The 24,196-nt window shown below is 52.9% G+C and carries 17 protein-coding genes; 10 read left to right on the top strand and 7 right to left on the bottom strand.

Annotated features, from left to right (window positions below):
• Window positions 1–18 precede the first annotated feature (18 nt).
• The 4 genes from fabZ to lpxB are packed head-to-tail and all read left to right on the top strand — an operon-like array spanning window position 19 to window position 3,351.
• Complete coding sequence (gene fabZ, locus Q0835_RS12600; RefSeq protein WP_298820565.1) at window positions 19–483, top strand: 3-hydroxyacyl-ACP dehydratase FabZ; 465 nt, start codon at window positions 19–21, stop codon at window positions 481–483.
• Window positions 484–489: 6 nt separating this feature from the next.
• A complete protein-coding gene (gene lpxA / locus Q0835_RS12595; RefSeq protein WP_298961666.1) occupies window positions 490–1,287 on the top strand; it encodes an acyl-ACP--UDP-N-acetylglucosamine O-acyltransferase in 798 nt (265 codons plus the stop codon).
• Window positions 1,288–1,291: 4 nt separating this feature from the next.
• Complete coding sequence (lpxI, locus tag Q0835_RS12590; protein WP_298961662.1) at window positions 1,292–2,176, top strand: UDP-2,3-diacylglucosamine diphosphatase LpxI; 885 nt, start codon at window positions 1,292–1,294, stop codon at window positions 2,174–2,176.
• Window positions 2,173–3,351, top strand: coding sequence for a lipid-A-disaccharide synthase (lpxB, locus tag Q0835_RS12585; RefSeq protein ID WP_298961659.1), 1,179 nt, complete (start codon window positions 2,173–2,175; stop codon window positions 3,349–3,351). Before lpxI ends, lpxB begins: the two co-directional genes overlap by 4 nt.
• Window positions 3,352–3,458: 107 nt before the next feature.
• Here lpxB and Q0835_RS12580 read toward each other — a convergent pair whose 3' ends face one another.
• The 3 genes from Q0835_RS12580 to gltX form a co-directional block, all read right to left on the bottom strand.
• Complete coding sequence (locus Q0835_RS12580) at window positions 3,459–5,885, bottom strand: methyl-accepting chemotaxis protein (RefSeq protein WP_298961656.1); 2,427 nt, start codon at window positions 5,883–5,885, stop codon at window positions 3,459–3,461.
• Between the two features lie 423 nt (window positions 5,886–6,308).
• Entirely contained in the window at window positions 6,309–7,601 is a 1,293-nt protein-coding gene (gltA, locus tag Q0835_RS12575; protein ID WP_298820575.1) for a citrate synthase, read from the bottom strand.
• Window positions 7,602–7,837: 236 nt separating this feature from the next.
• Window positions 7,838–9,262: a glutamate--tRNA ligase gene (gene gltX, locus Q0835_RS12570; protein ID WP_298961654.1), complete on the bottom strand. Its 1,425-nt coding sequence runs from the start codon at window positions 9,260–9,262 to the stop codon at window positions 7,838–7,840.
• 249 nt (window positions 9,263–9,511) lie between these two features.
• Here gltX and Q0835_RS12565 point away from each other — a divergent pair, with 249 nt between their 5' ends.
• The gene (locus tag Q0835_RS12565) at window positions 9,512–11,824 is read left to right on the top strand and encodes a ComEC/Rec2 family competence protein (protein ID WP_298961652.1); all 2,313 of its coding nucleotides are present in this window, start codon (window positions 9,512–9,514) and stop codon (window positions 11,822–11,824) included.
• A 24-nt stretch (window positions 11,825–11,848) separates the two neighbouring features.
• Here the strand turns inward: Q0835_RS12565 and lexA are convergent, their stop codons facing one another.
• From lexA to Q0835_RS12550, 3 genes are all read right to left on the bottom strand, one after another.
• The gene (gene lexA / locus Q0835_RS12560) at window positions 11,849–12,571 is read right to left on the bottom strand and encodes a transcriptional repressor LexA (RefSeq protein WP_298820581.1); all 723 of its coding nucleotides are present in this window, start codon (window positions 12,569–12,571) and stop codon (window positions 11,849–11,851) included.
• Window positions 12,572–12,728: 157 nt separating this feature from the next.
• Window positions 12,729–13,598 carry a hypothetical protein gene (locus Q0835_RS12555; protein ID WP_298961649.1) on the bottom strand — a complete coding sequence of 290 codons (870 nt, stop codon included), beginning with the start codon at window positions 13,596–13,598 and terminating at the stop codon, window positions 12,729–12,731.
• Window positions 13,595–15,175, bottom strand: a complete 1,581-nt coding sequence (locus Q0835_RS12550; RefSeq protein WP_298961647.1) for an acyl-CoA synthetase — start codon at window positions 15,173–15,175, stop codon at window positions 13,595–13,597. The genes Q0835_RS12555 and Q0835_RS12550 overlap by 4 nt, the downstream gene beginning before the upstream one ends.
• A 154-nt stretch (window positions 15,176–15,329) precedes the next feature.
• On the opposite strand from Q0835_RS12550, the gene Q0835_RS12545 reads away from it, so the two are divergent.
• Both Q0835_RS12545 and fumC read left to right on the top strand, forming a co-directional pair.
• Window positions 15,330–16,139 (top strand): alpha/beta hydrolase, encoded by an 810-nt coding sequence (locus tag Q0835_RS12545; RefSeq protein ID WP_298961644.1) that lies wholly within the window; start codon window positions 15,330–15,332, stop codon window positions 16,137–16,139.
• Between the two features lie 22 nt (window positions 16,140–16,161).
• Window positions 16,162–17,547, top strand: a complete 1,386-nt coding sequence (gene fumC, locus Q0835_RS12540; protein WP_298961640.1) for a class II fumarate hydratase — start codon at window positions 16,162–16,164, stop codon at window positions 17,545–17,547.
• A 75-nt stretch (window positions 17,548–17,622) separates the two neighbouring features.
• Here fumC and Q0835_RS12535 read toward each other — a convergent pair whose 3' ends face one another.
• A complete protein-coding gene (locus Q0835_RS12535) occupies window positions 17,623–18,369 on the bottom strand; it encodes an FCD domain-containing protein (protein WP_298820590.1) in 747 nt (248 codons plus the stop codon).
• A gap of 742 nt (window positions 18,370–19,111) precedes the next feature.
• Between Q0835_RS12535 and Q0835_RS12530 the strand changes: the two genes are divergently transcribed.
• From Q0835_RS12530 to Q0835_RS12520, 3 genes are all read left to right on the top strand, one after another.
• On the top strand, window positions 19,112–20,758 hold the full coding sequence (locus Q0835_RS12530; protein WP_298820593.1) for a HAMP domain-containing sensor histidine kinase: 1,647 nt from the start codon (window positions 19,112–19,114) through the stop codon (window positions 20,756–20,758).
• Between the two features lie 7 nt (window positions 20,759–20,765).
• A complete protein-coding gene (locus Q0835_RS12525; RefSeq protein ID WP_298961637.1) occupies window positions 20,766–23,003 on the top strand; it encodes an EAL domain-containing protein in 2,238 nt (745 codons plus the stop codon).
• A gap of 273 nt (window positions 23,004–23,276) precedes the next feature.
• Window positions 23,277–23,999 (top strand): carbon monoxide dehydrogenase subunit G, encoded by a 723-nt coding sequence (locus Q0835_RS12520; protein WP_298961635.1) that lies wholly within the window; start codon window positions 23,277–23,279, stop codon window positions 23,997–23,999.
• Window positions 24,000–24,196: the final 197 nt, after the last annotated feature.

The raw sequence follows: 24,196 nt of genomic DNA, 5'->3' as shown, positions 1-24,196 counted from the left end.
AGGCGCCGAGGGGCTATTATGGAAAACGCGGAAAACAAAACACTTGTCAGCGCAGATATCATGAAAATCATGAAACTTCTGCCGCACCGTTATCCCTTTCTGTTGATTGACAAAATCGTCGATATGGATGGTGACAACAGCGGTACGGGCATCAAGAACGTTACCATCAACGAACCGCATTTCTCCGGTCACTTCCCAGAACGACCGGTCTTTCCAGGCGTGCTTCTTATTGAAGCGATGGCGCAGACAGCAGGGGCTCTTTGCGTACATGCACGTGGAGACGATGCGCCGCCGCAGCTGGTTTATTTCATGACGATCGACAAGGCCAAGTTTCGGAAGCCGGTCGAGCCTGGTGATCAGGTCCATTTCCACGTGAAGAAAATCAAGCAGCGCTCGAACATCTGGAAATTCGATGCCGTTGCCATGGTCGACGGTGCAAAAGTGGCAGAAGCAGAAGTCAGCGCAATGCTGATAGATGCGTGAGGATATATGACTGATATTCATCCGACGGCGATCGTCGAAGACGGTGCTGAAATTGGCGAAGATGTTCGCATCGGACCTTACTCAACAGTTGGTTCGAATGTAAAACTCGCCGAAGGCGTGACGATCGAGTCGCATGTCGTTGTAACCGGACATACGAGCGTAGGTCCGAATTCGCATATCTTTCCTTTTGCAAGCATCGGGCATAAGCCCCAGGATCTGAAATTTTCCGGTGAAATCACTCATTTGGAGATCGGCGCCAACAACCAGATCCGAGAACACGCGACCATGAGCCCGGGCACGGAAGGTGGCGGCGGTGTTACACGTGTCGGCAACAATTGTCTTTTCATGATGGGTACCCACGTTGGGCATGACTGTATCGTCGGCGATTACGCGATCCTGGCAAACAATGCCACGCTGGCGGGTCATGTGGAACTGGCGGATCATGTGATCTTGGGCGGATTGAGTGCGGTTCGGCAGTGGTCGCGGATCGGCACAGGTGCCATCGTCGGCGGCATGACGGGCGTCGAGTTTGATGTCATTCCCTTCGGCTCTGTGATTGGAGACCGTGCCAGACTTGCTGGATTGAACCTCATTGGATTGAAACGAAAGGGTTTTCCGCGCGAACAGATCCATGCGCTGAGAGCGGCTTATCGTGAACTATTTGAGAGCGAAGAAGGCACGCTTCGCGGTCGGGCCGAGGGCCTGGCTGCGGGACAGCCCGACCAGCCATTGGTCAAGGTCGTCACAGATTTCATCCTGGAAAAGGAAGACCGCAGGTTCTGTACACCGCGCAGCGATGACTGATCCAATGAGTGGAGGTGCCAACCAGCACGCGGCGAGATTGGCTCTGATTGCCGGAAACGGCAGCCTGCCTTGCCAGATAGCAGATGCGCTTCAGCAGACTGGACGGGAATTCCGGATTGTCGCGATCAAAGGCGAGGCCGATCAAAAAACGCGTGAGCGCGCGCAAGTCGAACTTGGCTGGGGTGAAATCGGGCGCCTGTACAAGTTTCTCAAATCCAATGGATGCAGAGAAATATTGTTGATTGGAGGCGTTTCCAAGAGACCGGATTTCGCGTCAATTCTTGGCGATTTTGGAACGTTGAAGCGCTTGCCGACTATTATTCGCGCACTTGCAGGTGGTGATGACAGTCTTTTGACAAAGGTTATCCGGCTGTTTGAAGTAGAGGGGTATCGCGTCGTGGGGATCAAGGATGTGGCACCACAGCTGCTCGCTGCAAGCGGTGTCCTCGGGAGCCGGGAGCCAACGGACGGGGATTGGCGGGATCTCGAGCTTGCGCTGACAGCCACACGTAAACTTGGCGAACTCGATGTCGGACAGGCGGCTGTTGCTGTCGGCGGGCGTGTCGTGGCGCTTGAAGGCGCGGAAGGCACAGATTCAATGCTGGAACGTTGCGCTGACTTGAAACGCAACGGCCGGATTAGAGGCCGTGGTCAGTCCGGTGTTCTGGTCAAATCAGCTAAACCTGGTCAGGACCTTCGTGTCGATTTGCCAACAATTGGCCCAAAAACGATCGAATTGGCCGCGGCAGCGGGACTTTCCGGCATCGCTGTAGAAGCTGAAGGGGCATTGATTGCGGAAAAAGACGACACGCTGAAGAAAGCAGATGCCGAAGGTGTCTTCCTTGTCGGGTTTGATGGCGGTCAATGCAGCGAGATTCTCGATCCATGACTGGCACCATGCCAATCGTCTGCCTTGTCGCCGGTGAAGAATCTGGCGATCAGCTCGGTTCAGAGTTGATGAAAGCGTTGAATGCCAAACTTGGAACCGGCGTACGATATTGCGGCGTTGGCGGAGAGCGCATGTCATCGCTTGGCTTGACCAGCTTTTTCGACATGAGCGACGTCTCGGTGATGGGGTTGACGGCTGTGCTGGCGCGGTTGCCGCTGATCGTGAAGAGGGTCTATCAGACGGTCGATGCCGTGATCGCTTCAAATCCAGATGTTCTGGTGATCATCGATAGCCCTGAATTTACTCATAGCGTTGCCAAACGCGTGAGGAAACGTGCTCCTCATATCCCGATAGTTGGTTATGTGTCGCCTTCGGTATGGGCATGGCGGCCCGGTCGAGCCAAGAAAATGAGCGTCTATGTGGATGAACTCCTGGCGCTATTGCCGTTTGAGCCTGAAGTTCACAACAAGCTGGGCGGACCAACAACACACTATGTTGGCCATCCACTGAGTGAAAATGCCAATGAACTCCGCCCATCAGACGGTGAGCGCGAGGCACTCGATCGGCCAGGCAGAGTGTTGCTGGTGCTTCCCGGGAGCCGGGGCAGCGAGATAGACAGGTTGCTGAAAGATTTCGGCGAGACAGTTGCTCTGGTAAAGCAAGAATTTCCCGATCTGAAGGTGGTGCTGCCCGCAGTCTCTCATTTGGAACAAAGGATCCGGGAAGGGGTTGCAGAGTGGCCGGTTGCGCCCGAGATCGTGACGGGTATTGCTGCCAAGAAGGCAGCTTTCCGAAAGGGACATGCAGCATTGGCTGCTTCCGGCACGGTCTCTCTTGAACTTGCTCTTGCCGGTGTGCCCATGGTGGTAGCTTACAAGGTCGACTGGTTCTTCAGGCGCCTCAAGGAACTCAACAAAATATTCAAATTCTCAAGCGTTGAGTCCTTCGTGTTGCCAAATATCATTTTAGAGAAAAAAGCCATTCCCGAGTTTCTGGATGATGAAGTTCAACCACGCGTTTTGGCACAGCATTTATGTGCGCTCTTACAGGATGGTGACGACAGGAAGGCTCAGATTGCCAGCCTTACACGCTTGGACGATGCAATGCGTCTGCCGGAAGGGTATAGCCAAAGCGCTGCGGCTGCGGACGTAGTGGTCAACCTGATGAAGAGATAATTGGCTGTTTGGTGAATGTCCGTCCGACCGGCCGTTCTTCAAAACAACCCCGGGCAAAAAGCCCGGGATGTTTCTGCGATCATTTCGTTCTGTCGAGCCTTGATGGGTCAGGCACTGGCGACGTTGTCGAGGAAATGTCCGACTTCCTGCTTTAGAACATCGGTCTTGTTGGAAAGTTCACTTGATGCGCCAAGCACGAGATTGGCGTTCTGGCTTGTTTGTGCGACTGCTTGTGACAGATCCGACATGTTCGTCTTTACGGAACCTGTACCTTGGGCTGCCCGCTGAACATTGACCGAAATCTCGTTCGTGGCAGCGCCCTGCTGTTCAACTGCGGTTGCGATTGTGGACGTGTATTCATTGACCTCGTCCATCGTTTCCGTAATGGCAGCAATAGCAGTGACGGCATCTTTGGTGGCGTTCTGAATTTCGGATATCTGTGAACTTATTTCTTCAGTCGCCTTTGATGTCTGTGTCGCAAGTTCTTTCACCTCGGCTGCGACGACTGCAAAGCCTTTGCCGGCCTCTCCGGCACGCGCGGCTTCAATGGTGGCATTGAGAGCGAGAAGATTGGTTTGCTCAGCAATTGCCTGAATGAGGCTGACAACTTCGCCGATCTTGGTAGCTGCCGTAGACAGTCCCTGGACCTTTTCGTTCGTGACTTGAGTGCCTTCCGTCGCCCGTTCTACAACCTGGGTCGTCTGGCTAACTTGACGGGAGATCTCCCCGATCGAGGCTGCAAGTTCTTCAGCGGCGCTGGCGACCGTTTGCACATTTTGAGTTGCTTCATCGGTTACGCCATATGTGCTGTCGGCAAGACTGGAGTTTTGACCTGCGATCGAGCTGAGATCTTGAGCGGTGCCGTCAAGCGTTTGTGCGGTATCTGCGACGGATTCCAGAACTTCCGTTGCCTTGTCCCGAAACCCGGAGATGAGTTCTTCAACCCGAGCCTGACGTTCTGCGCGCAGGTGCTGTTCCTGTTCGGTCTCCGACTGCAAGCGGACGCGCTCAACAGCATTGTCGCGGAAGATCTGTAATGTACGGGTCATATCGCCAATTTCGTCACCACGTCCAATGCCGTCGATTTCGACATCCGTGTCGCCTTCCGCGAGTCTGGACATGGTCATTGTGGTACGACGAAGCGGTCTTGTGACCGCAAAGTTCAGCGCGATCGCCATTCCCACTCCGGCAAGAACCGCGGCTAGAAGAGCCAGGCTGATGACGCCCAACGCGCTTGTGCTTGATGCCTGTGCCGCAGCGCTCTGGTCGGCTGATATCGTCGATATCTGAGTTTGAACAGTGTGCGAAAGTTCCTTCAAAGTCGCGATCTGACCGGCCAGCTGAAACTGGTTCGTCGCCAATTCGGTGAAGCTCGATCCAAAGGTCTCTACCGATGTTTTGACGGCCGGAACCTGGTCGGCGATCGAAGGGAAGTCCTTGGCGCTTTTTTCCAGCCTAGAGGCAAGCTTGGACAGTCCCGCGATTCCGTCGATCACCGATGCCTGTGTGGTCTCGTTTGGTGTCAGCAAGAAATAGAAAGCCGCTGCTTTGACTGCGTTGGCATCAGCCTCGATTTGCATGACTGTGTCGGCAACACTGTCGGCCACATAAAAGCGCTTGTTGATTTCGTCTGCCTGCGCATAAACGTTGTCAATGGCCACATTCGCTTGGGTTCGAATTTCCTTCACGCTCGCAACAAGCTGTCCAAAACCATCTTTGGCGGCATCCGTCAGATCAAATATCTTTATGTAGTCTTTGGTTTCGGAGAGTTCGCCGAGCGTTTGCTTGATCTCTTCCGTTATGGCAGCAAGGTCCTGAAACTTGGACGGATCGACGCCGTCGAAACTGTTGGCAGCCATTTCTTTGGCGGTGGGAACCATTGCAGAGACGCGATCTGAGATTTCTGCCAGTTGCTTGGCGTTGTTGGCAGCCGCATTGAACAGGTTCTGCAAAGTCAGCGCTTCTTCCTGAAAGCCTGCTGCGGCCTGGCCAACCTTGTTCGCCAAAACCAGTGTCTTGCGGGCGTTGCTTTCGTCCATACTGACGCCATCACGTGCCATCAGGGCCTTGCCGAGGATCTGTGAGGCAGTCTTCTCCAGATGTTCAACAGCGCCCTCCAGCTGAGATTGCTTCTCACCCTGGGTTTGGGTCAGTCCGACCACCTTTTCAAAGGCGTTCTTGAACTTTGTCACTGCGGATGCAGCTTCAGCGACAGGAACCTGCGCCTGTGGATCGCCCTTCAATTGATTCTCGAGGGTCTGCAAATTCTCGCTGAGCGCTCCAATATCGAGCAGGGTTGCTTCTGCAGACTGAATGTCCTGCGTCGAAAGAAATTTCTCGCGTTTTGAGGCAAGATTTTGAAGCTGTGCAATTGTTGACGTGGATTGTTTGGCAACTTCCATTCTTTCCGAGAGGGTCATCACACTGTATGCGCCCACACCGCCTACAATTCCGGTCAGTGCAATAACTGCGGCGAAACTACCGCCAACTTTGATACCAAATTTAAGATCGGAAGCGAATTTCAGGAAATGCATTTCAACCCCTTGAAGTCCTCAGCGCGAATTGCGCAAACTTACTTTCAAGAAAGCTAGTCTGTGTTTCCTTATTATTTGTAAATGTAGAATGATTTCTAAAACTACTACTTCTAGTATAGAAAAATACTAATGTTGTTTCAGTAAAGCATAACACTAACAAATTAGTAAAAGAATATTTCTGGAAAATAACAGGGGTCTGTTTTCGGGGTGTCGATTTAGTGTCAATATGTCTTGAGCAACGGGTGCGAAAAGCTGTCGTATGAAATTTTTACTTGTTTCAACATTCCAAGGTGAAAAACTATTTCTTGCAGACAGTTTCTTTCCTTTGGGAGAAGCTCAGAAAAATGGGTGTTTCCGGAGATCGGAAACACCCTGTTTGATGGCCTCATCGTGCGTTGGCACAACGGCGATTCTCAGGTCGTCTTAGCGACGTTGATCAATTGGCAGGTAGTCGCGTTTCGTTGCGCCTGTGTAGAGCTGCCGCGGACGGCCGATACGCTGGGACGGGTCCTCGACCATTTCCTTCCACTGTGCGATCCAGCCAACAGTACGCGCGAGCGCAAAGAGCACAGTGAACATGTTTGTCGGGAAGCCGAGCGCGCGAAGCGTAATACCGGAATAGAAGTCGATGTTCGGATAGAGCTTCTTTTCGACGAAATATTCGTCGTTCAGCGCTATTTTTTCCAGTTCCATCGCTACGTCGAGCAGCGGGTCGTCCTTAATGCCCAATTCGCCCAGAACTTCATGGGTCGTCTTCTGCATGATCCGTGCCCGGGGATCATAGTTCTTATAGACACGGTGACCGAAGCCCATCAGTCTGAAAGGATCATTCTTGTCCTTTGCGCGCGCTACGAATTCCGGAATGCGATCTACCGACCCGATTTCGGAAAGCATGTTGAGCGCGGCTTCATTCGCGCCACCGTGCGCAGGGCCCCAAAGACATGCAATACCTGCGGCAATGCATGCAAACGGGTTCGCACCTGAAGATCCGGCGAGGCGCACGGTCGAAGTCGATGCGTTTTGTTCGTGATCTGCGTGAAGGATAAAGATCCGGTCCATTGCCCGCGCGAGGACCGGGTTCACCTTGTATTCTTCACAAGGTACGGCGAAACACATGTGCAGGAAATTTGCCGAGTAACCGAGATCGTTGCGCGGATAAACAAATGGTTGTCCCACGTGGTATTTGTGGGCCATTGCCGCGATTGTCGGCATCTTGGCGATCATGCGCAGCGACGCAACCATGCGCTGGTGCGGATCTGTGATGTCTGTGGAGTCATGATAAAACGCTGCCAACGCACCGACGGTACCAACCATGATTGCCATGGGGTGCGCGTCGCGGCGGAAACCGGAGAAGAAGCGGTTCATCTGCTCATGGATCATCGTGTGGTAGGTCACACGGTGCACAAAGTCGTCTTTCTGCGCCTTGGTCGGCAGTTCGCCGTAGAGCAGAAGGTAGCAGGATTCCAGAAAGTCGCCATGGTCGGCGAGTTGCTCGATTGGATAGCCACGGTAAAGCAACGTGCCTTCATCACCGTCGATGTAGGTGATTTTTGACTCGCAAGATGCGGTTGAAGTGAAGCCCGGGTCGTAGGTGAACATGCCTGTGTCCTTGTACAAGGACGCGATGTTCACTACCGACGGCCCGATGGATCCGTCAAGGACGTCGAAATCGTGGCTATTACCACCGACGTTTAGCTTGGCGTTGTTGTCGGCCATACAGAAAACCCCTTTGCGTTGTCCGGGTGTGCAACTCTAGTGAATGGCTAGCAAACCGACGAGATCGGTTCCTGCTGCCGAGCGGCACTGGAGAAATTTTCGCGTCCTGCGTAGCCCATTTACTGCACTGCCGCAAGTTGGCCGGCATAACCCTTTGGTCAAAGACCAATTTGCCGGGAATGCCGGAGCCGCCGTTAAACCGCTTTGGGCGACCCCAATCCGTATTACTGCGTCAATTAGACCGTCTGATCCTGAATTCTGGCCAGCGATTCATCACGGCCCAGTGCAACAAGGACATCATAAATTCCCGGTGAAGTCCCGCGGCCGGTGAGGGCTGCACGCAGCGGCTGTGCGACCTTTCCGAGTTTCAGTTCTTTATGCTCTGCGTAGGCTTTTACGGAGGTTTCGAGAGGCTCAGCGCTCCATTCATTGGCTGCCGTCAAAACACCGTGAAGGTCTTTCAAGATGCTCTTTGCTTCATCGCTGAGGATTTTCTGCGCCTTTTCGTCAAAATCGAGAGGGCGCTGGCGCCAGAGATAAGAAGCGCTTGAGGTGAGCTCAACCAGCGTTTTGGCCCGTTCCTTTAGACCTGGTAGAGCCGCGAGCGATACGCTTTCCTTGTCTGGTGAAGCAAGCCAATTCAATACTGCAGCGCCGTCTTCAGCATGCTGAAGATAGATTTTCCAATGCTCCAGCAACTCCTGGTCCGGTGTTGCGCGCATGTAGTGCCCGTTGAGATTCTCAAGTTTCTTGAAGTCGAAGCGGGCGGCGGACTGGCCAACAGCATCCAAGCCAAACCACTTTATCATGTCGTCGAGCGACATGATTTCTTCGTCGCCATGACTCCAGCCAAGACGCGCAAGATAGTTGCGCATAGCCTGCGGGAGATAACCCATGGCACGATAGGCTTCGGCTCCGGTTGCTCCATGGCGTTTTGACAGTTTCGCGCCATCAGGCCCGTGAATAAGTGGAATATGCGCCATGGCAGGGACTTCCCAATCAAGCGCTTGGAAAACCAGAGTTTGCCTGGCGGCATTTGTCAGGTGATCGACACCGCGGATGATATGCGTGATTCCCATATCATGATCGTCGACGACCACGGCAAGCATATATGTCGGTGTGCCATCCGATCGCATGATGACAAAATCGTCCAAATCCTTGTTTGGAATGACAACTCGGCCCTGGACCAGATCCTCGACGACGGTCTCGCCGGACTGTGGCGCTTTGAGGCGAACGACCGGTGCGATGTCCTTTGGCGCTTCTGATGGATCACGATCGCGCCAGGTGCCATCGTAGCGGGGCGGACGACCTTCAGCCCGCGCCTTTTCGCGCATGGCATCAACCTCTTCCGGCGAACAATAGCAGCGATAGGCTGAACCGTTTGCCACCATCTGTTCGACGATTTCGCCGTGACGTCCAACGCGGGAAAACTGAGAAATGGGATCTCCGTCCCAGTCAAGGCCCAACCATCCGAGACCGTCAATCAAGGCTTCAACGGCTTCATCCGTGGAGCGGGCACGGTCGGTATCTTCGATCCGTAGCAGCATTTTTCCGCCAAAATGCTTGGCAAACAGCCAGTTGAACAATGCGGTGCGAGCGCCGCCAATGTGTAGAAAGCCGGTCGGCGAAGGAGCAAAACGCGTGACGATGTCTTGTGCCATGGTGCTAATTAAAAGTCTCTGTCAAGATAACGGCGCAGGTCGCGCCTTTGAAGGTGGCGCGGTCTTAGCACAGGCATTGGCAAGGCTAAATAGGCACTTGCCCGTTTCTTTAGGTGATGGAAGGATGAGCAGGTGGTGCAGCAGCAAACACCGCCCGAAAAAAAACTGAGCCGCAATTCAGCGGCTTCGCATCCTGCATCTCAAACCCAATTACTCGAAAACGAACCTCACCAATCCCGCAGGGGCCGGATGGACAAGGCTCAGTCCGCCTGGGCGGTTCTGGCGGCGCTCACGTCAAAAAAGTCCGGCGTCGTTCAGAGCCGCACCTGGGAAGATCAGGGGCTTTTGTGGTGCTGCTTCGCATTTTCTGCAGGAATTGCGATCTACAAGATTTTGCCGGCTGAGCCCAATAGGATCTTGCTCACTGCGCTTACGCTTTTTGCAATGGGTGCTGTTTACCGAATTTCCCGGCGAGGGTCTTTAAGCAGGTTTGTTCTGCTCCTTCTGGCGCTGGTTTCCGGTTTGACTGTTGCCAGCGTCAGGACAGCCACGGTCGCGGCCCCAAAACTCTCTGAAATGATGAATGTCACGTTGACCGGGTTTGTTCTTGAGCGACAGGTCAATGCGCGCGGTGTTCGGCTGCTGCTGCAAGTTGAAACCGTCAATGATCGAACGCGATCGGACCTTGGATTTCCCAAAAAGGTTCGGATGCGGGTGCCGGCAGGCGACATTGCCAGACCGGGGCAAATGGTCGAACTGCGGGGGAGGCTTTTTCCTCCGGCAGGACCAGTGATGCCTGGGGGCTATGATTTTTCTTATCGAGCCTTCTATTCCCAAATTGGTGCGACGGGGTTTGGCTATGGGCCTTCAAAGGTCTTGGCATCTGACAATACGCCACTGACGATCCAAGCCAGAGCACTGGTTCAGAACCTGCGCGAAGGTATTGCAGACAAGATTAAAACTGTGATGGGGCAGGGCCCGGAAACTGCCCTTGTTGTTGCCCTCCTTGTGGGGGACCGAAGCGGTATCACCGAGGTGCAAGAGGAAGCACTTCGCGCAGCAGGATTGGCTCACATCCTGGCAATTTCCGGATTGCATATGGCTCTTTTCGCAGGGGGTGCATTTGGCGCGGTTTTGTTGTTGCTTTCGCTGTTTCAACCGCTTGCACTCAGATGGCCCATTCACAAATGGGCGGCGGCAACTGCGCTATGCGCCGCGGTTGGTTATTTGCTCATTTCCGGCGCGGCCGTCGCAACTCAGCGCTCATTTGTGATGATCGGACTTGTCTTTCTTGGGGTTTTGGTAGGCCGTCGTGGTTTGACGCTTAGAAGCGTTGCTCTTGCCGGATTTCTGCTTCTGTTGATTTCACCAGAACGCTTGTTTTTTCCCGGGTTCCAAATGTCCTTCTCTGCTGTCATTTGCCTTGTCGCCGTCTATGAGCTTTGGCGCAGTCGAGACAAAGAGAGCTGGAAGAAAGACGTTCGTGTTGGCTTGCTGCCAAGGATCTTTGCTTCTTTGGGAAAGTGGTCCTTCGGTCTGCTTGTAACAGCAGTTGTTGCCGGACTTGCAACGGGGATTGTCGGGGCACACCATTTCGGCCGGATTGCGCCCTTTGGCGTGGTTGGCAATATGCTCGGAATGCCTGTCTTTTCATTGCTGGTCATGCCTATGGGTGTTCTTGCGCTCATCCTAATGCCATTCGGACTGGCCGCAATTCCTCTTGCCTTTATGTCGATTGGCATTTCCTGGTTGCTTGATATTTCAGAATTCACTGCAGCTCTGGGGGGCGATACAGGGACCGTCGGTAATCTCTCCGCGTTGCCTACCCTGTTTTTGATAAGTGCGCTGTTTCTGGTTCTTCTGGTGCCGGGGCGGTGGCGTTTGTTTTCAGCAGCGCCATTTGCCCTGGCGATACTCCTGATTTTCTTGTCTCGGCCTCCCGATATTCAAATCGCGTCTTCGGGTTCGAGAGTTGCGGCTCGCGACGAAAACGGTTTCTTGAACCTATCAGTCAACCGTTCTTCCTTCGTGACAGAACTCTGGCTTCAAAAGGAAGGGGTTTCCGTGTCTGCGATTAAATCGCGCAAGATGAAATCGCCCCAGCGGAACTGCGATCAATCAGGATGTGTGATCAGAGCGCATGCGCCAGTCGATCAATTGCCGAACGGTCAAAACGTCGAAGTGCCTGTTTCAATTGCATTTCCTCGGCATGCGGACGCTTTATTTCAGGATTGCCAATTTGCCGATCTGATCATGACCGATTTAATCGTTCCAGATGGTTGCCGAGCAGCCATTGTTATTGATGCAGAAACGAGAGCCAGGCGAGGGGCGGTGTCTATTTGGCTGTCTGCGCAAGCAACGGCGCGTGACGACAAATTGCCTGACAAGCAGCAGCACACCGCTGAAACCGGAAATCAAAAGATTGATGGCACAGACAGGCGTGACACCCAAGCCGCAACCACCATCGTCTCAAAAATGATTTTCGCAATTCCAGAGGCACCAAGACCCTGGCACCAAATGGGAGAAATGACGCGCGCAAACCTGACCTCGAAAGCCAAGTGAAGCCGTTAGTAACGACCGTATGATCTAATACTGGCGAAACAAAGCAACGAGACGTCCTTGAACACGAACACGCCCCGGTCCGAAAATTCGGGTCTCATAAGCTGGATTTGCGGCTTCGAGTGCAATGGACGCACCTTTTTTGCGAAGTCGCTTCAATGTTGCTTCCTCATCGTCAACCAGTGCAACGACAATGTCACCGCTGTCAGCTGAATCTGTCCGACGAATAAGGACCGTGTCACCATCAAGAATGCCGGCTTCGATCATAGAGTCACCGCGCACTTCCAGTGCGTAGTGTTCGCCCTTGCCGAGAAGCTCTTGAGGGACAGTGATTGAATGACTGTGGTTCTGAATTGCTTCAATCGGAACACCGGCGGCGATCCGGCCCATAACAGGTATTTCTGTGCCTGCGACTTCAGGAACAGATGGAGCGGGAGAAGGAGACTTGGCGCCTTCTCCCTTGCCAAGCGAGCCCTCAATGACTTCGGGTGAGAAACTTCCACGTGGTCGTGGAGCCCCAAGGCCGGGAGCAATTGAGTCCGGAAGGCGGACAACTTCCATGGCTCTGGCCCTGTTCGGCAAGCGACGAATAAAGCCGCGTTCCTCAAGAGCCGTAATGAGCCGATGGATACCAGACTTGGAACGCAGGTCCAGCGCGTCCTTCATTTCATCGAAGGACGGTGGAACACCAGTTTCCTTCAGTCTTTCATGAATGAACATGAGCAGTTCGTACTGCTTGCGCGTCAACATAACGGTTACCCCTGACCTAGAATCGGACTGGTACAAATCGAGAACACCTTAGCTGTTCCTATTGTGTTCTGCAAGGGTAAATGTTCTCTTACTGTTCTATTGCCGCCGTTTTCTCGGAATTGAACGGCTTTCATCAATTACGGCTTTAGAACGTGTTTCAGTCAGTTGAAATCAGCAGCAATTCGCAGGTTACGAGGGTCGGGCACCCACCGGGCTGTGCAACTCCTTGATGGAGCTTTCCGTCGAGATCTATGCAGCGTATCTGAATCCGTTGGCCTTGATTGGGTTCGCAGCCACTACCTGATTGCAAGAGGATTTCAGAGATAAGGCCTGTCATGGGCGGCGACGATGTGAATTCAGCACCTGCGAGACTGCCGAGACCGACAACCTTGAAGGTGTTGGCCCCAATAGTCGAAGCGAGATCGCAGATACTGTCGTGAAGATCCTCAAATGGTGCCAGCGTTGTGATGAGAGCGTTCGGAGGAGTGGAGGGGGCGACGATGGTTTGCGATGGCTTGATGCGGAAAAGCGTAAACTCAGTTTCGAGGTCGTATTCGGCTTCGAAACCAGCTCCCGTTAAGCCATATCCGGTCAGATCCGCTTTCCTTGCGAGGGACACGCTGTCCGGAAGGAGGTGGCCGAGATGGACATTGCCGTTTTCATGCCAGTAGGCGTGTATATGCGCAAACCACTTGCCGTCCCGGAGGCCCAGGATGGCAACGGCTTCGATGAGTGTTGATCCTTCGGAGGCCTGTTTGTCGCTATACCAGGCGGCATGCCGGTCGTCGATCGCACGATCCGGCATGACATAGTCAAATGCGTTGAGTTCCACGCCAGCGAGATCAAGTACCGCGGATTGATAGCCTGACGCTTCGATCCACTGGCCAAGCTTCTCCAGCAGACCACCTCCATCGGACAAGGACAGCGCAACCGGTTCAGCATGGCATGGGAAAGAGGGTCTGCGTTGAGATGCAATTGGTCCAGGGTGCTTGATATCATCAAGTGTCCGTGGAACTCCGCGTCTCATATCAAGCCTTTTTCGATCAGAAATTCACGTACCAGCTTTTTCGTGATCTTTCCGTAAGCGCTGGTGGGCATTGCTTGAATAAACAAATATCGATGCGGTCTCTTGTATCGGGCGATCTTTCCGGCAAGAAATTCGCTCAATTCTGCCGCTTCCGGTTCAGCATTGGTTGAGGCCACACACACCGCAAGTCCGACTTCTCCCCATTGAGGGTCTGGAATGCCAAGAATTGCAACCTCCGACAAGGAAGGATGTGCCAACAAAACTTCCTCCACTTCCTTTGGGTACACATTCGACCCGCCTGAAATATACATGTCTGACGCGCGGCCGGTTAGATAGAGATACCTGTCTTCGTCCATATGACCGATGTCCCCGGTTCGAAACCAACCGTCGCGAAACGCGTTTTCATTGGCGGCATCGTCTTCCAGGTAACCAGCGCAGACCGCAGCCCCGATGACGCAGACCTCACCTGTTGTTCCAGGTGGCAACAAGGCACCAGTTTCATCCTGTATCGAAACTTCAATTCCGGTCCGTTCGGTACCGCAAGTGCCGATGCGTGCCTCAGGGCCGTCTTCTTGCACGTGATCCTGAGGGCGCAGGACGGTTATGTTGCCTGTCACTTCACCAAGTCCGTAGTACTGGACCAAAACAGAGCCCAGCTTCTCGAGAGCCAGCTTCTGATCTTCGCGGTACATCGGTGCTCCGGCATAAATCACATGACGAAGGCTCGAATGATCGTAGCGCTCGACAGCCGGGTCTTCGACGAGGCGTTTCACAATAGTGGGAACCGTGAACATGTTGCTGACCTTGTGCTTTTCGATCAGTTCGAAAGCGACTGTGGGGTTAAAGCCAGTTCTTGGCATCAGGACATGTGCCGTTCCTGCGGAAAGCTGCGCGATTTGCTGGAGACCTGCGCCATGCGAGAGAGGTGCTATCACGAGCGATGCATCTTCTTCGTTTGTTCCTGGCATCAGGTCTGTCATGTAGTTGACTGCAACGAAGCCGATTTGGCCATGCGACAGGACCACCGCTTTTGGCCGGCCGGTGGATCCGGATGTGAAGAACAGCCAGCAGGGATCAGTGTAGTCGACCGGTGCATTTGGAAATTGTGTTCCCATGTGGCTGGTTAACAAGGTTTCATAGGAATCGCCAAAGGCGCTTTCTCCAATGCTAACGATACCGCGCACGTCCGGATTGGCAGCCTTGACGGCTTGTGCCTGTTCTTCGAAGTCTGCGTCGCAGAGCATCACCTTGGCTTTTGATTTCTCGCAAGTGTAGGCAGTCTCCGCAGGGGCTTGTCGAAAGTTGCAGGGTACCCAGATCGCACCAAGACGAAAGGCAGCAAGCATGATTTCGGTCATTTGATTGGAGTTTTGCGCCTGAACGAGAAGGCTGTCACCCTTGGTGATGCCGAATCTATCGCTTAGGGCTGCCGCGAGCGCTGAGACGCGCCTGTCGAGTTCCTGCCAGGTCCAGGTGTTGTCTTCCCAGATGATTGCCGCGCGGTTAGGCCACCGGGCCGCGTTTTTGGTCAAGAAGTGTGCCAAGTTGGCGACCCGGTTCGAGCTACGCTCTATCATTGGCTAAGTTCCCTTCATCCCACCCGGAAAGTCCAGAAACCTAGGCTGAGCATCATAAGCTTGACAAGCTGGCAAGGAATGAAACGTTCCCCAGACACAAATATCCGTGCAAGGATACCTGTTGTGTTTCGCAATAAGAGACTTTGAGCGGGAAATGAACGAGCAAGAGACTTTCGATTGGGACGATGCATATGCAAATGCTGCGCACATTCAAGATGCTGCGAGCTTTCCGCCGCGCTGGGAAAAGGAAGCCAGTGCGTTCCGGGATACCTGGCCCATAAAAGAAATCGATGTCGTCTATGGTGATAGTGAACGCCAAAGATTTGATATTTTCAGTCCTGACGGGCCATCACGTGGTCTGATGGTTTTCGTGCATGGTGGCTATTGGCTGCGTTTCGACAAATCCAGCTGGTCGCACCTTGCTGCCGGTTGCCTGAACCAGAACTGGACCGTTTGCCTGCCTTCGTATGAGCTGGCACCTTCGGTCAGGATTGAAGATATCACCTTGCAGATTGGAGAAGCCATCAATACAGCCGGTGACCGTTTGGACGGGCCTATACGTCTTGCTGGTCATTCTGCGGGCGGTCATCTGGTGACACGGATGCTTTGTGCGGATACACCGATTTCGCCAACCTTCCTTGGAAGAATTGAGAAAGTGGTCTCCATTAGCGGACTTCACGACCTTCGTCCGCTCAGGAAGACCGCCATGAATGCATCTTTTAATTTGTCGGAAGATGACGCAGCAACGGCGAGCCCGGCTCTTGCAGAGCCTCTCAGGGAATGCCCTGTCGTCGCGTGGGTTGGAGAAGACGAGCGCCCTGAATTTGTACGCCAGTCGACCTTGCTGGCTCAGGCTTGGCCAACCGCGACTTGTCATACAGAACCTGGCCGGCACCATTTTGACGTGATTGAAGACCTGATCGATCCGAATAGCGGGCTGGTGTCCGCTCTGTTGAAGGACTGACCTGGTAAGCGGGGAATGCCGAATGCGCAGAGAAAGCGACAGTCTTGGGGAAATCGATGTACCGGAAGACAAATACTGGGGTGCTCAGACACAGCGCTCCATAGAGTATTTTTCGATTGGAACCGACCTCATGCCAATCGAGTTGGTTCACGCCTACGGCTATTTAAAGAAGGCTGCTGCGCTCACCAACGCGGATCTAGGACTTCTGCGAGAAGATCTGGCTGACCTCATCGTCCGGGCCGCGGACGAAGTGATAGAGGGAAAGCTGGATGTCCACTTTCCCTTGCATGTCTGGATGACTGGCAGCGGTACGCAGACAAACATGAATGTGAATGAAGTCATTTCCAACCGCGCCATCGCAATTGCGGGTGGAGTTCTTGGGACAAAGGACCCGGTCCATCCCAACGACCATGTCAACATGTCCCAGTCATCAAATGACACTTTTCCGGCTGCGATGCACATGGCGACCGCCCTACAGGTGAAACAACGCTTGCTGCCCGGTGTGAGACGCCTTCACGACAGTCTCAAGGCCAAGTCGGCAGCTTGGGATACAATCATCAAAATCGGGCGCACGCATATGCAGGATGCGACGCCATTGACGCTTGGTCAGGAGTTTTCAGGTTACGCAGAACTGTTGAAGCAGGATATCGAACGCATAGAATTTTCGCTTCAAAACGTCTATGGGCTCGCGCTTGGCGGAACGGCCGTCGGAACGGGGATCAATACTCACCCAGACTTCGCGGTCATGTCAGCTGCAAAGATTGCAGAATTGACTGGACTTCCTTTTTATACCGCGCCGAACAAGTTTGCGGTTCAGGGCAGTCATGATGCACTGGTTATGCTGAGCGGTGCTCTGCGCACACTGGCGGTCTCGCTGTTCAAGATTGCAAACGACATTCGACTGCTTTCCTGTGGTCCGCGATGCGGTTTTTATGAACTGATCATTCCAGCAAATGAACCAGGCTCTTCCATCATGCCGGGGAAGGTCAATCCGACACAGTGTGAGGCCCTGGCCATGATAGCGGCCCAGGCTATGGCAAATGACGTTGCCACAGGAATTGGCGGTGCAAGCGGGTATCTGGAAATGAATGTCTACAAGCCGCTGATGATCAACGCGATTCTGCAATCAATCCGGATTATGGGGGACGGCTGTAGCAACTTCTCTAGTTTCCTCGTTGAAGGCATGGAGCCAAACGAAAAACGAATTCGAGAGTACCTTGAACAGTCCTTGATGCTTGTAACGGCATTGAGCCCTGTTATCGGTTATGACAAGGCAAGCCATGCGGCTCACCACGCCTTTGAAAATGACATCACATTGAAGGAAGCCTGTTTGGCGCTGGGCTTTGTGCTGGAGGAAGAATTCGATAGCGTTGTCGACCCTACAAAAATGCTCGGCCCGTCGTTGTAGCCGGCCTTAAAGCAGTTTATCGCGGTGCTTGTCAGCGAGTGTCACGACCCGGTGATTTGGTTATGTTGCCCGGTGTCAAGCAGAGATAAATCTCTCCGCAGTCAGTTTGTTTTGCATAAGCATGTCGCGCATGCGGACCCGCGAAAGCTCTGTCTGGCCTGACTTGATTGCTTCAGCTACTCCAATGTGGTCATGCATGGAGAGGTGTTCCTTCCGCTCAACCTTGCGACCCGCCGAATAGGAAAAAATCAAGACGGCATAAATCAGATTCTGAAGCTGAGCCAACATCATGTTGCCGCTGGCCTGAAGGATGGTCGCGTGAAACGCGTAGTCCGCGCCGATGACGTTCGTTTCGTCGTTCATTTGAGTCAGGCTTTGCGCAGCAGCCAGTATCCTGCCCCGCTGTTCCGGACTGGCATTTTCAGCTGCCAGGGCAGCCGCTTCAGGTTCGAAAATGAGACGCAGCTCCGTTGCTTCAGCAAAGATGCGCGCGGTCAACGGGCTTTCTGGATCGTGCCAGCGAATGACATCGGGATCCAGCAGGTTCCAGTCTTCGAAAGGACACACCCGCGACCCGTAGCGGCGTGCCGTTCGAACAAGGCCTTTGCCGCACAAGACCTTGATGGCTTCTCTCACAACAGTTCTTGAAACGCCAAGCGAATCTACCAGCTCATCTTCTTTAGGCAGGACTGCGCCGGTCTTATAGTAACCGCGCGCAATACGTTTGCCCAAATGTTCCACCGTGTCCTTCACAGCACCAGTCGGCAATGAAGTCAGAACCTTGTCAGGCAGGGTGAAGGAAAGATGGGTTGCTTTGTTCATCGTATCAACTCAAGTGGTCGTGGTGCCAGAACCGGAAGTAGAACTCGTTGGGCTACCGACGTCTTACATTTTTGTTTTACAGGGGATTCTCGAGAAAAACTAGAATTATCAAGGATTAATATGGCGCCAAAAAATAAAATTAACCGATAACTTGCGTATTCTCACGTTGTTTAGGGTGAGGCATTGTAAAATAACCTGATTGTAGGACAGATTTTTCATGGATAGTCGACAATTCCAGACTATTTCGTCGATAATTGAGATTTTATTTGTAGCTTTTTTCAGCTAAAATTGTTGCAAACAATAGTATTTCCGCTGCCACGCAGCTCAAAAAATGTTCCGAAGTCGACGACATTCAAATGCATGGCCGACAGAAGTGCGACGGTCGCGTCAAGTCGATATTGGCTTTACAGCAAATGCAGCGAAATGAAGCTTTAGGAGAGTCAAGAACTGAGAATTTCACTTGAGGCATTCAAGGAAGATCTTGCAGTTACAAATATCGCCTCGAATTTATCATAATCATGAGTGGGCTGTTTTTATTTACAATTGATTTTTATGGAATATTTAGGAGAATCGCCCAAGGTGATATTTCGGTACTTGTGTCTGGCTTTCAATCGCTTCACCTGTGTTTTCGATGTGGCAACCAGCGGTGTGATTGGGGTCAAGTATCAAGTGACGGGGAAACGGGTTGGGTTTTTCTCCTCTTTTTGAAAAGGGGCAATCGACTTCGGGTGTTGTTTGATCTGTGTTGATTGAACAAGATCTGGCGCCGATAGGTGAGGTGGGCATTTTGAGTTTGAGCGGCAGTTCGACGTTGCCATACACTCCCAAGGAGATGGGCCGTGCAAGTCTGTCTCGCACTTTCATTTTTTATACACTTGGATTGTTCGCTCTTCTGGGTGTGCTGTTCATCGGCATCTTGACGAAAATAACCTGGGATTCGTCGCACGCACGCGCCATCCGTGTCACGGAAGCCTTTTTTCAAGCAACGAAACGGCCCTTTGAACGCGCAATCTGGACAGTCAATGCAGATGCGACCCTTCAGCTGATACGTGGCTTGGAAAGCCTTGAAGTCATCGAAAAGGTATGGGTCGAAACACCCGATACCGGCAATTTCGGTGAGCCGTTGACGGGCCCGCGGGTGGATGAAGCTCTCAGCTACACCCTAAACTCACCCAGTACTATTCTGCACAAGGATGCAATCGGGCAGGTCTTTATCCTGATCGACCGTAGCACGATCTCCTACGAAATTGCCTCGACGGTCGGCTTCATCGTTACGGCGATCGTTGTCTATATTCTGCTGCTGGCGATCGTGATCCGGACAGTCTTCAAACGGCTGATCGGTCAACCCTTGTCAGACATCGTCAGTTATCTTTCTACACCGCGTTTGATCGAAGATCCGCCCAAGGCGGAACTCATGCCAGGCAGGGCTGACGAGATTGGCATTCTGTCTGCAAGCCTGCAATCGATGGTGCAACGGCGACACATGGATTTGCAGAAAATTCAAGAATATCAGACCAATCTCGAAGACTTGGTGGCCCATCGCACGGAGCAGCTGAAATTGGTTCAGGAAGAGCTTATTCAGGCCGATAATCTGGCTGCGCTCGGGGCGCTTGTTGCCGGAGTTTCTCACGAATTGAATACGCCGCTTGGCAACGCGCTGATGGCGGCTACCACGATCAAGGACTCAACCCAGCTCCTGACCACCGAACTTGACCAACAGAGCCTGAGCAAAGAAGCTCTTGAAAATGAAATTGGCCGGATTTCCGATACGGCGGACATTATTGAAAAGACACTTGGACGGGCGCGGGATCTGGTCGGTAACTTTCGACAGGTCGCCGTCGACCGGCAAAGCGAAAAGAAACGCACTTTCAGTTTCGATCATATAGTTCGCGAAACACTTGCAACGCTTCAGCCGACTTTGAAAAAGACGCCGTTTGAGGTCCAACTTGATCTGAATGCAGATGGCGTGATCGACAGTTACCCCGGTGCCGTCAGCCAGCTGGTTTCCAATCTGGTCGAAAACGCTCTGAAACATGGATACGAGGATCACACTGAGGGGGTTATCAGGCTGTCTTCGCGTTTGGAAACCGTCCCGCCAATTTCCGGCGGTAAGCCCGGCCAGATGAAGATTGTTTTCAAATGCAAAGACGATGGCGTCGGGATACCTGAAAAGAATCTGAAAAAGGTCTTCGAACCATTCTTTACGACCAAGTTCGGCAAGGGTGGATCCGGGTTGGGGATGGCCATTTGCTATCAACTGGTGACGGAAGCCCTTAGCGGGACGATCTCGGTCGTATCCAAAGTGGGGTCGGGAACTGAGTTTACTATCGAATTCCCGGTCGTCGCTCCTGCCGAAACCAAGCAACCTGCTAGAAGCAAGGTGCAGTGAGATGGTGATGGATTTTCTTGCTCCTTCTAAACCTGAAGCCATCAAGAGTACGAAGGCTCCCTGGAAAATTCTTATCGTTGACGATGATCCAGATGTACATGAAGTGACAAAAATTGCAGTTGCTGGGTGCATTTTCGATGGGCGATCGTTTGATTTGCTGCATGCTCTTTCGGCGCAGGAGGCGCAAGAAATACTCAAATCCAGCGACGACATCGCTGTTGCGCTTGTTGATGTCGTCATGGAAAGCGACACCGCCGGCCTTGGATTGGTCAGCTGGATACGGTCTGAACTTGGAAATCACTTTACCCGTTTGATCCTTCGGACAGGCCAGCCCGGTTATGCGCCGCAAACTGATGTGATCATGAAGTTCGACATCGACGGATATGCAGAAAAGGCAGAGTTGTCTCGGACAAAATTGCTCACGGCAATAATCACGGCCCTGCGCGGCTACAAGCTTGTTATGTCGCTTGAAACCAATAGGCGAAAACTCAAGCAGCTGAACGGTCATTTTGCTGAAATTGTTCAGAAAAACGCGCTGAGTGAATTTGCAACGGCTGTATTGCGACAGTTGACCGATCTTCTGGACCATCCCGTCGATCTGCTGCTTTGCGGTCAAGATACTTTGTCGGAGAAAAAAAACGACAGGTCCAACATACGCGTTCTCGCTGCAACGGGTGGACTTCAGGAAAAAACGGATCTTCCCATAGAAGTCCTGGGGGAGGATGCCGTCCGCAGAGCGGTCAATTCATGTATCGAAACAAGAGAACCTGTGTCGGGACCGAATGGTCTTGCGATGCCCCTCATTACGCGTAACGGTATGACCGGCGCGCTCTACCTTGCCATGAGCAATGTAGAGCTTGAGGAGATTGTTGGAACGGAGCTTATGCAGCTCTTTGTCTCCAATGTCGCACTCGGTTACGAGAAAACCGGGTTGCTCGAGCACATCCGGAATCTGGCCTTTGTCGACCGGGTCACGGGACTTTCAACGTTTTCCGGCTTCATTGAGACCTTTCAACGACATGCCTCCAAGCAGATACCGCTTCTCGTGGTCCATTGTGACATCCAGCGTTTTCGAGTGGTTGTGGATGGCATTGGCGATGAAAGGGCGGGCGGGGTTCTGAAGCGTACCGGCCATCGACTGTCTCAGATTTTCCCCGATGCCCTGACGATCGCGCGTAAGGAGAAAGACGAGTTTCTTGTTCTTCTCAAAGGTGGCGAGGCCAACGATATCCAGAGCATTGTGACGCGGGTGGAGGATGCGTTTCAGGAACCCATTACTCTGGATGACAACCAGATTAATCTGCGCATGCGTCTTGGGTTTGCCTCAAGCGAGGACAGTGCTCATGGCGCCGAAGAGTTGGTGCGCTTTGCCTCAATAGCGCTCAATGATGTCCGCCAGAAGGGCATGACCAATCATTCCGTTTTCCATCCGTTGATGCAGGAAGCTGCCTTTGAGCGTTTGCGCCTGGCTTCCATGCTGACAGGCAGCGCCAATCAGACAGAATTTCATCTTCATTACCAGCCAATCATGCGATCCGGTGACGACAGCATTGCGTCATTCGAAGCGCTGATGCGCTTCAAGACGCCGGCAGGAAATTTTCTGAACACCGCTCGGATGATCGAAGCAGCCGAAGCCAGTGGTCTGATAACCGAAATCGGTGCCTGGATGTTCAAGTCGGCATTCTCCGAATTCCGGAAGCTGTCCGTGGCCGGAAATGATGTTCGTCTGAATGTCAATTTGTCACCCAGACAGGTTCAAACAAACAGAATTTACAAGGATATAGAGGACGCTGCTTCGGCTGCTGAACTACAGTTGCATCGATTGGTCTTCGAGGTGACCGAAGGCCTCTTTCTAAGCAACGATCAGGTTACGCTGTCACTTTTGACGTGGCTGCGGAACAAGGGGGCCAAGGTCGTCATTGACGATTTCGGCACGGGATATTCTTCGTTCAGCTATTTGCGCAAACTGCCTGTCGACGGCATCAAGATCGACCGGAGTTTCATTTCCAACATGGACCAGGATGCTGACGCCCTGGCTGTGGTGAAGTCGATCATTGCTGTTGCGAAAGCAATGAATTTGGAAGTTACCGCCGAAGGTGTCGAAACCACCGGGCAGCGTAAAATCATGCAAGAACTCCAATGTGACTACCTGCAGGGTTTTCTTTATTCAAAGCCTCAGAGCTGCGATGATCTCATGAAGTTCGTTCAGCAATCTTCTGTCTCCGGCAGCACTTTTCAATCGTAAGGCCTAAGTTCAAGTTTGCTCGCAGTTTGTGTGTATGCCCCGTGAATTCTGCTCTGGAGCAGTTGATACCTGGCCTTTGTGGCAACCGCTGCTATCTCGTTATGAGCGTGTGAGAGCGGAAGTTCTTCAACATTTTAAACATAAGCGATTGAAAGTTCGGGTGAAACACGCTCTGATACCAGAAGTGCGTGGGCGCTGCGCCTTGTCGCTTCGTGAAACGTTCCATACGCACCGGCATAGTAGGAACTTAAGCGCAACCTGAGGAGAAATCAGATGGATATGAGCGGATCTCATCGGATACCAGCCACGCGTTCTTCTGTTTGGTCAGCGTTGAATGACGCTGATGTTTTGCGTTTGTGCATACCTGGTTGTGAAGTTCTTGAGCGTATTTCGGATGATGAGATGTCGGCTTCGGTTACGTCGAAGATTGGTCCTGTCAAGGCGAAGTTCAAAGGTTCTGTTACGTTTGAGAATGTTGTTGCGCCGGAGAGTTACACGATTGTTGGCGAGGGCAAGGGCGGTGTTGCCGGTTTTGCCAAGGGGTCGGCTGACATTCGTCTGGTTGAAGATGGTGATGCGACGGTTTTGAGTTACGAGGCGAAGGCTCAGGTTGGTGGCAAGCTTGCTCAGCTTGGCAGCCGTTTGATTGATTCCACGGCGCGCAAGATGGCCGAGGAGTTTTTCTCGCGGTTTAGCGAGCAGGTCGGGGGATCGGCGCCGGCGGTTTCTGACGGGTCTTCGGAGCCTTCGGCTGCGGATCTTGCCGATGGTCTTGATGAAGGTGTTGCCGAGGAGGCCAAGCGGATCGCGCTTGAGGAGGCTCCTGGTGAGGTCCTTCATGCGATTGGCGAGGCTGAGCACAAGGTTGAGGAGGGTCTTCACAAGGCAGAGGAGAATTTGGAGGATGCTGCGGGTCGGAATGCGTTTGGCGGACCGATGGTGTGGGGTCTTTTGCTGCTTGGGGCGCTGATTGTTGTTCTAGCGCTTGCCAGTTGACCCTTTGGCGACAGATTTGGAATGATCCGGTTCTGGTGGCGTTTGCTGTCAGGACCCACAGAACACGGTGTCAAACCGGCTATTTGGGCTTTGGCCCGAGAGGTTCCATGAGGGAGAGAGATTTATGTCGAAAGTATCTTTGGTATTGAACGGGAAGACCGTTTCGTCCGAGGTCGAGGACCGGACGTTGCTTGTGT

It is taken from the genome of uncultured Roseibium sp., assembly GCF_947499295.1.
GTDB lineage: Bacteria > Pseudomonadota > Alphaproteobacteria > Rhizobiales > Stappiaceae > Roseibium.
Note: the sequence above shows the minus strand (reverse complement) of the source record. Positions and strands in the feature narration are given on the sequence as shown.